The organism is Achromobacter sp. ACM05 (assembly GCF_019218915.1).
Classification (GTDB): Bacteria; Pseudomonadota; Gammaproteobacteria; order Burkholderiales; family Burkholderiaceae_B; genus Achromobacter; species Achromobacter animicus.
The window spans coordinates 129,575-142,327 of sequence record NZ_JAHUWQ010000003.1 but is presented as its reverse complement, the minus strand read 5'-3'; the positions used below and the strand labels follow the sequence as shown (position 1 = coordinate 142,327).

The following is a 12,753-nucleotide window of genomic DNA, read 5'->3' as shown; positions in this document are numbered from 1 at the left end:
ACTCCCAGGATCCCACCCGTGGCCGCTTCTCCCCCCCGATTGCCCGTCCCGGCGAATGCCCTGCCCGCCCCGCTGTACGCGCAGGTCAAGCAGATGATCGCGCAGCAGATCCGCAGCGGCGCCTGGCCCGCGCATTACCGCGTGCCGTCCGAAGCCGAGCTGGTCGATGAACTGGGATTCAGCCGCATGACGATCAACCGCGCGCTGCGCGAACTGACCGCCGAAGGCCTGCTGGTGCGGATGCAAGGCGTCGGCACGTTCGTCGCGCAGCCCAAGGCGCGCTCTGCGCTGTTCGCCGTGAACAACATTGCCGACGAAATCGCGGCGCGCAACCACCGCCACCACAGCCGCGTCGTGCGGCTGGCCGAAGAACCGGCCGGCGCTGAGCAAGCTCAGGCGTTGGACATCCGCGCAGGCCAACCGGTGTTTCATTCACTGATCGTCCATTACGAAGACGACGTACCCATCCAGCTTGAAGACCGCTACGTCAATGTCCGCCTTGCGCCCGACTACCTGCTGCAGGACTTCACGCAAAGCACGCCGTACGAATACCTGACGCGCGTGGCGCCGCTGAGCGCCGGCGAGCACGTGGTCGAAGCCATTCTCGCCAAGCCGCGCGAATGCCAGTTGTTGCAGATCGACCGCGAAGAACCCTGCCTGCTGATCCGCCGGCGCACCTGGTCCGGCGACCGCGCGGTGACACTGGCCCGCCTGATCCATCCGGGTTCCCGTCACCGGCTGGAAGGCAAGTTCACAACGTGACGTTCACCGCTTTCCACTCGCCGTACCTATGACGCGACGAGTCGCGTCCGACTGAACTGCAACGCGCCAGTGCGCCCTCCCGCATGACTTTTCCCATGCCGAAATCTCACAGGTTTCGGCATTTCTCATTGGGGTAATCCCTCAGTCCAAAATCAGTCATCTACTATTGTATATACAACCATAGTCGTCTTAAGATCTGCTCACCTTGGCGCTGGATCACAGCGCGCCTTGACCCGATCCAGGAGACTTCACTTGAACCCATCCCCCCGATTCCGCGATGCCGTCATCCGCGCCCCGCGCGGCAGCCAGCTCAACACCAGAAGCTGGCTGACCGAAGCGCCCTTGCGCATGCTGATGAACAACCTCGACCCCGATGTGGCCGAAAACCCGAACGAGCTCGTCGTCTACGGCGGCATCGGCCGCGCGGCCCGCGACTGGGATTGCTACGACAAGATCGTTGAATCGCTCAAGGCCCTGAACGACGACGAAACCCTGCTCGTGCAATCGGGCAAGCCGGTCGGGGTGTTCAAAACGCACGCCAACGCGCCGCGTGTCCTGATCGCCAACTCCAACCTTGTCCCGCACTGGGCCACCTGGGAACACTTCAACGAACTGGACGCCAAGGGCCTGGCCATGTACGGCCAGATGACCGCCGGCAGCTGGATCTACATCGGCAGCCAGGGCATCGTCCAAGGCACGTACGAAACCTTCGTCGAAGCCGGCCGCCAGCATTACGGCGGCAACCTGTCCGGGCGCTGGGTGCTGACCGCCGGCCTGGGCGGCATGGGCGGCGCGCAGCCGCTGGCCGCCACGCTGGCCGGCGCGTGCTCCCTGAACATCGAATGCCAGCAAAGCCGCATCGACTTCCGCCTTCGCACCCGCTACGTGGACGAACAGGCAGCCAACCTGGACGACGCGCTGGCCCGCATCGCCAAACACACGCAGGCCGACCGCGCCGTGTCCATCGCGCTGTGCGGCAACGCCGCCGAAATCCTGCCCGAACTCGTGCGCCGCGGCGTCAAGCCCGACATGGTCACCGACCAGACCAGCGCGCACGATCCCTTGAACGGCTACCTGCCCGCCGGCTGGTCCTGGCAGGAATACCGCGACCGCGCCCAGCGCGAACCGGCGGCGGTCATCAAGGCCGCCAAGCAATCCATGGCCGTGCACGTGCAGGCGATGCTGGCCTTCCAGCGCCAGGGCATCCCCACCTTCGACTACGGCAACAACATCCGCCAGATGGCCAAGGAAGAAGGCGTCGCCGACGCGTTCGACTTTCCCGGCTTCGTTCCGGCCTACATCCGTCCGCTCTTCTGCCGCGGCGTGGGCCCCTTCCGTTGGGCTGCGCTGTCCGGCGACCCGCAAGACATCTACAAAACCGACGCCAAGGTCAAGGAACTGATTCCCGACGACGCCCACCTGCATCATTGGCTCAGCATGGCCCGCGAGCGCATCAGCTTCCAGGGCCTGCCCGCGCGCATCTGCTGGGTCGGGCTGGGCGAGCGCGCCAAGCTGGGCCTGGCGTTCAACGAAATGGTGCGGTCAGGCGAACTGTCGGCGCCCATCGTCATCGGCCGCGACCACCTCGATTCCGGCTCGGTCGCCAGCCCCAACCGCGAAACCGAATCCATGCGCGACGGCTCGGACGCCGTTTCCGATTGGCCCCTGCTCAACGCCCTGCTCAACACCGCCAGCGGTGCGACGTGGGTGTCGCTGCACCACGGCGGCGGCGTCGGCATGGGCTTCTCGCAGCACTCCGGCATGGTCATCGTGTGCGACGGCACCGACGCCGCTGCCGAGCGCATCGCCCGAGTGCTGACCAACGACCCTGCCACGGGCGTGATGCGGCACGCGGACGCCGGCTACCAGATCGCCATCGACTGCGCACACGAGCAAGGTTTGAACCTGCCCATGGTGACCGGCAAGCGCTGACACCCCGCGCGGCACTCCGAAACCGCCAACTCCCAGGGGCCGGCCCGGCCCCACTTTCCACGCGAGGCAATGCGATGGCGCAGCAAGGTGATACAAGCACGGCACCCCTCATCGAGCGGCGCTCAATCGACTTCATCCCCGAATCCGAACGGCATGGCAAGCTGTACAGCCAGTTCACGCTCTGGATGGGCGCAAACCTGCAGATCACCGCCATCGTCACGGGCGCGCTTGCCGTGGTGCTGGGCGGTGATATGTTCTGGTCACTCATTGGCCTGTTCATCGGGCAGGTGCTCGGCTGCGCGGTCATGGCGCTGCATGCGGCGCAAGGCCCCAAGCTGGGATTACCGCAGATGATTTCCAGCCGCGTGCAATTCGGCGTGTATGGCGCGGCGATCCCCATCGTGCTGGTGTGCCTGATGTATTTGGGCTTTACCGCAACGGGGACGTTGCTGTCGGGCCAGGCGCTGGGGCAGTTGTTCGGCGTCAGCGACACCTTGGGCATCCTGATATTCGCGGCCGTGATCATCACGGCCACCTTGTTCGGCTATCGCGTCATCCACCTCATCGGCCGGGTCGCCACCGTGCTTGGGCTGATCGCATTCTTCTACCTGTTCAGCCGCGTCCTCGCCGTGGGCGACCTGGCCAAGTTGCTGCAGATCCGCCATTTCAGCTGGGCTTCATTTCTGCTTGCGGTATCGCTGGCCGCAGCGTGGCAGATCGCCTACGGGCCTTACGTGGCCGACTACTCGCGTTATCTGCCCGGCAAGACGTCTTCCACCAAAACGTTTCTGGCGGTGGGCCTCGGATCTGTCGTCGGCGCGCAGATCGCCATGGTCCTGGGCGTGCTGGCGGCCGCAATGGCGGGGGGCCAGTTCGCCGGGCGCGAAGTCGCGTACATCGTGGGCCTGGGCGGCACGGGGACCGTCGCGGCGCTGCTGTACTTCAGCATCGCGTTCGGCAAGGTCACCATTTCCACGCTGAATTCGTATGGCAGCTTCATGTGCATCGCCACCATCATCAGCGGCTTTCGGGGCCATATCGAGATCTCGCGCCGGCAGCGGGCGGTGTGCGTGGTGCTGGTCGTAGGCGCGGCGACCGCGCTGGCACTTATCGGACAGCACGCATTCCTTGGCGCCTTTACATCCTTCATCCTGTTCCTGCTGGCCTTCTTCGTGCCCTGGAGCGCGGTGAATCTGGTCGATTACTACTTCGTGAACCGCGGACGCTACGACGTGGCCGCGCTGTCGGATCCGGACGGACGGTACGGCCGGTGGAACTGGCCGGGCATCCTGGTTTACGCCGTCGGCGTCGTGGTGCAGTTGCCCTTCATTTCCACCAAGCTTTACACCGGTCCGATGGTGGAGCGGCTGGGCGGCGTCGATATCTCATGGATCATCGGCCTGGTCGTCCCCAGCGTCCTGTATTACCTGTTCGCGCGCCGCGGCCTCCAAATGGACCGGCCGGCACAACAGATCGCATAACAACGATTGCAAGCAGCCGGACCACCGGCGTAGGAGAAGAGGAATGGAATTGCATGTGAAACCGGGCCAACTGACGCTGGCCGACCTGCGGCGCGCCTATCAGCAGCCGGTGCGCCTGACGCTGGATCCCGGCGCCGCGCAGGCCATCGACGCCAGCGTGGCCACGGTTGAACGCATCATCGCCGAAGGCCGCACGGTCTACGGCATCAATACCGGCTTTGGGTTGCTGGCCTCCACCAAGATCGCGCGCGAAGACCTGCAGGCGTTGCAGACTTCGCTGGTCCGTTCCCACGCGGCCGGCGTGGGCGAAGCGCTGGACGACGCCATGGTGCGTCTCATCATGGTGCTCAAGATCAACAGCCTGGCTCGCGGTTACTCGGGCGTGCGCCGCCACGTCATCGACAGCCTGATCGCGCTGGTCAACGCGGGCGTGTACCCGCATATTCCGCTGAAGGGATCCGTAGGCGCGTCGGGCGACCTGGCTCCGCTTGCCCATATGTCGTTGGTGCTGCTGGGCGAAAGCCAGGCGCGCTATCAAGGCGAATGGCTGCCCGCGCGCACGGCGCTGTCGCGCGCCGGCCTGGAACCGCTGACGCTGGCCGCCAAGGAAGGGCTGGCCCTCTTGAACGGCACCCAGGTGTCCACCGCGTTCGCGCTGCGCGGCCTGTTCGAAGCCGAAGACATGATGGCGGCAGGCCTCGTGTGCGGCAGCCTCAGCGTCGAAGCCATGCTGGGCTCGCGGGCACCGTTCGATGCCCGCATCCACGCCGCACGCGGCCAGCTTGGGCAGATCGACGTGGCCGCCGTCTACCGCAGCCTTTTGGGCGACGACAGCGAGGTCGGCCACTCCCATGCCGATTGCGGCAAGGTGCAAGACCCCTACTCCCTGCGCTGCCAGCCCCAGGTGATGGGCGCCTGCCTCACGCAGATCCGCCACGCCGCGCAGGTCCTGGAAATCGAATCGAACGCCGTGTCCGACAACCCCCTGGTGTTCGTCGACCAAGGCGACGTCATCTCGGGCGGCAACTTCCACGCCGAACCGGTGGCGCTGGTCGCCGACAACCTGGCGCTGGCGCTGGCCGAGATCGGCGCGCTGGCGGAACGGCGCATCGCGCTGATGATGGACAAGCACATGTCACAGTTGCCGCCCTTCCTTGTGCGCAAGGGCGGCGTCAACTCGGGCTTCATGATCGCCCAGGTGACGGCGGCGGCACTGGCCAGCGACAACAAGGCATTGGCGCATCCGGCCAGCGTGGACAGCATGCCCACGTCGGCCAACCAGGAAGATCACGTGTCGATGGCGCCCAACGCGGGCAAGCGGTTATGGGCCATGGCCGACAACGTGCGAGACATCCTGGCCATCGAATGGCTGGGCGCATGCCAGGGCCTGGACTTCCGCGAAGGGCTCAGGACGTCTCCGCAACTGGAAGCCGCGCGCCGCGCCCTGCGCGAGAAGGTGTCCCACTACGAGGAAGACCGCTTCTTCGCGCCGGACATCGCGGCGGCCAGCGGCCTGATCGACGCGCAAGTCATGAACGGTCTGATGCCCGCGGGGCTGCTGCCCAGCCTCTGACGCTGCCCCTCTGCCGGCCGGACGCATCCGGCCGTCATCGCCTCGCCGCGCGCACGGGCCCATCAGAAGGCACCTGCGCGGCGCTTTATGAGAGACCGACCAAGGAACCGAGAGAGACAACGATGCAAGCATCCTCGCAGTCAGACACACCGGCAGAAGCGCAGACACTCAACCGCGGGCTGAACGCCCGGCACATCCGCTTCATGGCATTGGGCTCGGCCATTGGCACGGGCCTTTTCTATGGGTCGGGCAAGGCGATCCAGGCGGCGGGTCCTTCGGTGCTGCTGGCCTATCTGGTCGCGGGCGCCGCCGTCTATATGGTCATGCGCGCCCTGGGAGAAATGTCGGTGCGCAACCCGGTGTCCGGCTCGTTCGGCCACTACGCCACGCAATATCTGGGACCGCTGGCCGGCTTTCTGACAGGCTGGACCTATGCATTCGAGATGATCATCGTCTGCCTGGCCGACATCACCGCGTTCGGGCTGTACATGGGATTCTGGTATCCGGACGTACCGCGATGGATCTGGGTCCTGTCCATCGTCTGCTTCATCGGCGCCATCAACCTGCTTTCCGTCAAGGTGTTCGGCGAACTGGAGTTCTGGCTGTCGCTGCTGAAGGTCGGCGCCATCGTCGCGATGATCGCGGGCGGGCTAGGCATCATGCTGTTCGGTATGGGGATGGGCGCAGACAGCCCCGCCACCGGCGTGCACAACCTGTGGGAGCATGGCGGCTTCATGCCCAATGGCGTGGGCGGGTTGATCGCATCGTTGGCCGTGGTGGTGTTCGCGTTCGGCGGCATCGAGATCATCGGCATCACCGCCGGCGAAGCCAAGGACCCTGCCCGCACCATCCCCCGCGCCATCAACGCGGTGCCCATGCGCATCCTGCTGTTCTACGTGTTGACGCTGTTCGTGCTGATGTCCATCTTCCCGTGGACGCAGATAGACGGCAAGAGCAGCCCGTTCGTGCAGATCTTCGACAGCCTCGGCATCAGTTCCGCGGCCACCATCCTGAACATCGTCGTGATCTCAGCTGCGGTATCGGCCATCAACAGCGACATCTTCGGCGCGGGCCGCATGCTGTTCGGCATGGCCCAGCAAGGCCAGGCGCCGCGCGGATTTGCCTCCGTATCGGCCAACGGCGTGCCGTGGATGACGGTGGTGGTGATGTCCGTGGCGCTGCTGGTGGGCGTGCTGCTCAACTATCTGATTCCGGAGAACGTATTTCTCTTGATCGCGTCCATCGCCACGTTCGCCACGGTGTGGGTGTGGTTGATGATCCTGCTGTCGCAGGTGGCGATGCGGCGCAAGATGCGTCCGGAAGAGATCGCGCAACTGAAATTCCCCGTTCCGCTCTGGCCGCTGGGACCCTTGCTCGCCATTGCCTTCATGGCCTTCGTGATCGCGGTGCTGGGCAATTTTCCAAGCACACAGCAGGCGTTGGGCGTGGGCGTTGTCTGGATCGCGCTACTTTGCCTGGCCTATCGCTTCTGGGTATATCCCAAGCGCCTGCCGGACCGCGAACCCCTGCCTGCGGCCCAGGGTTCGGATTGATCGACGCAGCGCCGGGCCATGGATTCCGCCGGCGCCTGCACCAAGGAGAAACGCATGAGACAAGTCTGGCGACACTGCCACGCCGCCACGATGGCCGGCGGCACGTATTCCGCAATCGAGAACGCGGCCATCGTGACCCGGGCCGATCGCATCGAATGGATCGGCCCGGATTCGGAACTACCCTCCGTCGATGCCGCGCACGTCCACGACCTGGGCGGCGCGTGGGTCACGCCCGGACTCGTCGACTGCCACACCCACCTGGTATTCGGCGGCGACCGCAGCCGCGAATTCGAACAGCGCCTGCAAGGCGTCGACTACGCCACCATCGCCGCCCAGGGCGGCGGCATCGCCAGCACCGTACGCGCCACGCGCGCGGCAACCGAAGACGAACTGTACGCCAGCGCCCACCGCCGTGCGCTGCAGTTGCTGCGAGATGGCGTGACGACATTGGAGGTCAAGTCGGGATACGGGCTCGATCTGGAGAATGAACGCAAGATGCTGCGCGTGGCCAGGCGCCTGGGTCAGACGCTGCCGCTGACGGTGCGTGCAACCTGCCTGGCCGCGCACGCGCTGCCTCCAAAGTTCACAGGGCGTCCGGATGAGTACATCGACGAAGTTGCTCTGACCATGCTGCCGGCGCTGGCCGCCGAGGGGCTGGTCGATGCCGTGGATGCCTTTTGCGAACACTTGGCATTTACGCCGGTGCAGGTGGAGCGGGTGTTTCAGGCGGCTGCCCGGCTGAACCTGCCCGTGAAGCTGCATGCGGAACAACTGTCATCGCTGCACGGCGCGAATCTGGCGGCGCGCTATGGCGCCTTGTCTGCCGACCATCTGGAGTACCTGACCGAATCGGATGTACTGGCGATGGCCAAGGCGGGGACAGTCGCGGTGCTGTTGCCCGGCGCGTTCTATGCGCTGCGTGAGACGCAGTTGCCGCCGGTGGATCTGCTACGGCAGCACGGCGTGCCGATCGCGATTTCGACGGATCTGAATCCTGGGACGTCGCCGGTGCTGTCGTTGCGGTTGATGCTGAACATGGCGTGTACGTTGTTCAGGATGACTCCCGAGGAGGCGCTGGCGGGGGTGACGGCGAACGGGGCGCGGGCGTTGGGGTTGTCAACGACGCACGGGACGCTGGAGGTGGGGAAGGTGGCGGATTTTGTGGCGTGGGAGATCACGCATCCGGCGGAGCTTGCGTATTGGGTGGGGGGGGATGTGGCGAAGCGTGTGGTTCGGCGTGGGGCTTTGGTCGACGTGCCTGCGCAGTGAAACGCATCAATCCAGGACTCAACTCCAGGCGCGTCAGGTCCCACCCGCTGTCTTAGCCGCGCCGGAGCTGGCGGACGCTCAACATCGAAAAAAAGCAAAACCTATAGTTACCTTGAAAACCGGCAAGACCGCCACCGCATCGCCAACGCGGTGACCTCCCTGGCTGATCTTCCAAATGCTCAGAACGTGAAGGCCCTGACGAACCACCAGCGAATCGCGGCCGCGCTGGGTCTTCGGTTCGATCAACTCGACATCTGATTTCGAAATGCAAAAGCCCCTACAGGGTTATCCCTATCGAGGCTCACGGGGGCGACTACGACGATGATCGTCGCAAAAATCGATCGCCCCGAAAGACGACTCAGGCAGTCAAAAACCGCACGACTTCCGCCCAATCATTCGTCGACAGCGCCACATCCTCGTAGTCGCCTTCTTCTTCGTCCCAACGCGAGACGCAGTAGCGCTGGCTTCTGCCGGATTCGCGGTCGGCGTAGTTGGCGTAGTCGACATACACCTTCAAGCCGCGCTCTTCGTTCACGAAGGACGGGGCGGCGTCGATGCGCTCGGACGCGTCGACGTAGCCTTCGGGCAGCGTCGGAAGGGTGGTTATGTCGTAGCGGGGAAATTCGCGACGCAGTCGGTCTAGGTTCATAAGGAAAGCCAGTGGAGCTGGCGCGGCAGGAGGGGCTCGAACTTCGGCCCCGAGGGCTTGGAAAGCCTGGGTTAAATGAGGCTAACGCCTTGAATTTGCGCGCGTCTTTCTGCTCTGCGTTAGAACAGGTTCAAGTTGTGGGCTCTGATTATATGCGGCTTTGCAGCCGTCTGTTCCAACGCGCCATGTCCTGGTTCATTCCCCGATCGCCGAAGGATGCCGGACCTGTACTCACTGGAACGGCGAGGCAACCGACTAGGGCGCAGGACGTACAGCCGGTGTGAGCCTGACTGCAACAGGGCTCGGCCTAGGCGTCGACCACGATTTGGTGCCGGGCCAAGCACTCCGGGTCTGGGCAATGGCCTGGGAAGTTTTCAGTCACCCAGCTTCACCATGAACGAAAAAAAGCCCGAAGGTGCTTGGAGAAAATGAATTGCCTATCGCCAGGCTATGTGCTGGCCACCGAAGCCTTGGATAAATGCCGACGTCGCATGAAGGGCGCCTCGATGAACCGGAAGGAAATAGAGCCGGCAAGGAAAGACACCGACATGGAAATCACTAGCGTCAGCAGATACTGAAGCCGAATGTCGTAGTTCTGCCGAGCTACCGTGGCCTGTATCCACGGGAAGAACACCAGGTGCCAGATATAGAGGCTGTAGCTAGCCCTTCCGATCCACACCAGCCATTTTTGCTCAAGAGCACGCGTCACCTTTGACTGAGGCGAGGATTGCAAGACCGCGAACAGCATCATCGCAATCGCAACCGACAGCGCCGTATACCCTACCATCTGTAGCCAGGAGACCATCTTGAATGGCTTGGAATCGAGCGCCAAGCTAGAAAGCAGAGCAACAAATACAAGCACACCGATCAAACCGGCGGCTGAGCGATAACGCTTGTAGTCGTTCAAATTGATGCAGGCGAGAAGGCATCCCAGCGCCAGGGAATCGGCCCTGCACAGCGAGAATGAATAGATGGCGTTGTCGGACACCCCAAAATGCACAAATGCCATTCGGCACGCCAACGCTGCCGCAACCAACACACCTGCGGCGCGCTTCACTGACCCAGTCATAAATACCAGCAGGGGGAAGAGCAGGTAAAAATGCCACTCCACCGCGAGGGACCAAAAATGCACAAGCGAAAAATAGGGATCGCCTAGTGCGTTACGGTCGCCGAAGCTGGCTTCAATGTTGGAGGTCAACGTCCACAACAGGTACTGATTGTTAAAAGCCTTGCTGCCCGGGACAAAGAGCCATGCAACTGCCCCAAATACGAGGAGGCAGAAAATGTAAGGCGGTGCCAGACGACGGAAACGCCTACCGATAAAGTTCGAATATCCGGCTATGGAAGAAACAGGGCGCGTTTTCAGTACTTTGGCGATCAGGTACCCGGAAAGGACGAAAAAAATATCGACCCCCACCCAGCCAGTACCTGCGACCCCTGCGAATACTTGCCACCCAACGCCAAGCAGCCGCAGTTGAGGGACAAACCCGGCAGTGAAATGAAAGGTCATCACCACTAGCACGGCGATGGCACGCACCCCGTCCAGGCCGGGAATGTAGCTCAATGAACTTGCGTCGCGGATTCCGATCTGCACAGCCAGGGACCACTTTGAAAAAGTCGACGGATGTTAGCATCCGCCACCATATCCCGCCGACGCCTGACTCTCGGGAACGGCCGCCTACTAGGCGGCCTATGCTGCCATCAGAGCAGGACGCTGGCGCCGGATCGACCGGTCTGCTGAAAGCCGCACCGGTGTATAAATCGGCGAGCATGGGCACACCGTTGGCTCCCGCACTTGAGATTGAACGACAAGCTTGGTCGACTCCATACCCGCGGGTCACTTTCAGCGGGTTCCACGCCGCAACCTTGCTTGAGAAATAGGCCCGCCAAGCGTACCCGACGCGAGACAGCATTACTGGGAGTTAAGCAGCAGTGAGCGCCGCAGATTTATCTGAATGTCAAGCCAATTAGGTTAGGAATCTTGATCTAGTAATTACTACAGATTGCAGGGCTGTCATAAATTGGTAAATTGGTTCAAGCTCTTGGAGCGATCTGACGATTGAGTGAAGCCAAACAACCTACGACTAAAATGGAGCAATCGATGACCCGGCCAATTATCGAGCACATCGTCAATAAGGCAAAAGAAAAGCTGACGATCGTCGCCACCGACGAGCCATGCACTGCCGGCATGAACCACCTTTATGTAGTGAGTGGGTTTAACGCGCAGACCAATCCGTCGCGCCAGCATGTCGAGGACTGTCCATCCTCTGCTGAGAAGATAGAAATCCTTTTCCAAAACGGTCCGGTTCTCGATTTGGTTCCAAACGGCGTTACAAATGAAGCACTGCTGGCTGTCGTAGTTGACCGCCTGCGCTGCATCCAGGCCGGACTTGGCGCGTCCCCCGCCTATGGAGTTGCACTAACGAAGCTCGAGGACGCGCTTGATTGCCTTAAGCACAGAACGATTTTGATGGATCGGTTTCAAGTCAGAGGCGTGCCTCTTAGCAGCTAGACGACACCCGACTCGCGATCCAACAGGCAGAGTGAGATCTTAAGGAAGCAGGGGCCGACCAATCATCGGTCCTTTTCTCTTGCCACGCACCTGAATTGCGAACTGCAACCATCAGAGGCGATGCAGCCCAAAAGATTCATCCATCCGCATTTTTTTCTAATAATGGCCTGAGCAACGAACTTCCCCGTCACGCGATACCTTGATTTGCTTCGGCAACTCTGGCGCGGCAGGAGGGGCTCGAACCCCCGACCCCGGGCTTAGAAGGCCCGTGCTCTATCCAGCTGAGCTACTGCCGCGCGGTGTGGTGACGCCCGGAACCCGTCCGGGCCGCGCATTTTACCCTGTTGCGGAAAAAGTGGGTCGGCCCCAAGTTACTCCTCGCCTATATCCGTATGCGTGGACACCCACAACACAATCGCATCCTCCGGACTGAGGCTGATCACCCGGTGCCCCATCCGGCTATCTATATAGAAGCTCTCCCCCGCCTTCAGCCGGGCCGGTTCATAGAACTCGGTATAAAGCTGAACCTCTCCCTCCAGCACATACACAAACTCCTCCCCCCCGTGCCGGCTCCAGTCCTGGAACTCGTCAAAGGCGCGCGCCTTGACGCGGGTATGAAACGGCATCATGCGCTTGTGCGATAGCGCAGTGCATAGCAACCGATGATCGTAATACGGAGTTTCGTACTGCCGGCCTTCGCCCTGGCGGCTCAGGCTGCGGCGGCCGGTGCCCATGTGGGCGTCGGAGGCGGTGAAGAGTTCGGCCACGTCCAGGTCCAGGCCCGCGGCGATCTTGATCAGGTTGTCATAGGTGGGGGACAGCAGGCTGTTCTCTATCTTTGACAGGGTGGACGCGGACACGCCGGTGGCCTCGGCCGCCTGCTTCAGAGTCCACGCGCGCGCCTGGCGCAAGGCTCGCAGCCGTTGTGCCAATGCGCTCTGTTTGTTGCCTTGCATCTGTATACCCTGTCATGCCCGCAGTAGTCAGGCCCGCAATACTCAGACCCGAACCCTCAGGCCCGA

Annotated in this window: 10 protein-coding genes and 1 tRNA gene; 7 read left to right on the top strand and 4 right to left on the bottom strand. The window is 62.6% G+C overall.

Annotated features, from left to right (window positions below):
- Positions 1-18 precede the first annotated feature (18 nt).
- The 6 genes from hutC (at position 19) to hutI (ending at position 8,570) form a co-directional block, all read left to right on the top strand.
- A complete protein-coding gene (gene hutC / locus KW836_RS18970; protein WP_279974892.1) occupies positions 19-762 on the top strand; it encodes a histidine utilization repressor in 744 nt (247 codons plus the stop codon).
- Positions 763-1,014: 252 nt separating this feature from the next.
- Complete coding sequence (hutU, locus tag KW836_RS18965) at positions 1,015-2,694, top strand: urocanate hydratase (protein ID WP_218344408.1); 1,680 nt, start codon at positions 1,015-1,017, stop codon at positions 2,692-2,694.
- Between the two features lie 74 nt (positions 2,695-2,768).
- Positions 2,769-4,175, top strand: a complete 1,407-nt coding sequence (locus KW836_RS18960; RefSeq protein WP_218344407.1) for a cytosine permease — start codon at positions 2,769-2,771, stop codon at positions 4,173-4,175.
- Between the two features lie 43 nt (positions 4,176-4,218).
- Positions 4,219-5,748 carry a histidine ammonia-lyase gene (gene hutH, locus KW836_RS18955; protein WP_218344406.1) on the top strand — a complete coding sequence of 510 codons (1,530 nt, stop codon included), beginning with the start codon at positions 4,219-4,221 and terminating at the stop codon, positions 5,746-5,748.
- A 122-nt stretch (positions 5,749-5,870) separates the two neighbouring features.
- Positions 5,871-7,301 (top strand): amino acid permease, encoded by a 1,431-nt coding sequence (locus KW836_RS18950; RefSeq protein WP_218344405.1) that lies wholly within the window; start codon positions 5,871-5,873, stop codon positions 7,299-7,301.
- Positions 7,302-7,355: 54 nt separating this feature from the next.
- Positions 7,356-8,570, top strand: a complete 1,215-nt coding sequence (gene hutI, locus KW836_RS18945; RefSeq protein ID WP_218344404.1) for an imidazolonepropionase — start codon at positions 7,356-7,358, stop codon at positions 8,568-8,570.
- 358 nt (positions 8,571-8,928) lie between these two features.
- Here the strand turns inward: hutI and KW836_RS18940 are convergent, their stop codons facing one another.
- Positions 8,929-9,219, bottom strand: coding sequence for a hypothetical protein (locus tag KW836_RS18940; protein ID WP_105239900.1), 291 nt, complete (start codon positions 9,217-9,219; stop codon positions 8,929-8,931).
- Positions 9,220-9,667: 448 nt separating this feature from the next.
- Positions 9,668-10,783, bottom strand: coding sequence for an acyltransferase (locus KW836_RS18935; protein WP_218344403.1), 1,116 nt, complete (start codon positions 10,781-10,783; stop codon positions 9,668-9,670).
- A gap of 495 nt (positions 10,784-11,278) precedes the next feature.
- Here KW836_RS18935 and KW836_RS18930 point away from each other — a divergent pair, with 495 nt between their 5' ends.
- Positions 11,279-11,731, top strand: a complete 453-nt coding sequence (locus KW836_RS18930; RefSeq protein WP_218344402.1) for a hypothetical protein — start codon at positions 11,279-11,281, stop codon at positions 11,729-11,731.
- A 219-nt stretch (positions 11,732-11,950) separates the two neighbouring features.
- Here KW836_RS18930 and KW836_RS18925 read toward each other — a convergent pair.
- Both KW836_RS18925 and KW836_RS18920 read right to left on the bottom strand, forming a co-directional pair.
- Positions 11,951-12,027: transfer RNA gene (locus KW836_RS18925), tRNA-Arg, on the bottom strand.
- Between the two features lie 75 nt (positions 12,028-12,102).
- The gene (locus tag KW836_RS18920) at positions 12,103-12,687 is read right to left on the bottom strand and encodes a helix-turn-helix domain-containing protein (RefSeq protein ID WP_175124382.1); all 585 of its coding nucleotides are present in this window, start codon (positions 12,685-12,687) and stop codon (positions 12,103-12,105) included.
- Between the last annotated feature and the right edge of the window lie 66 nt (positions 12,688-12,753).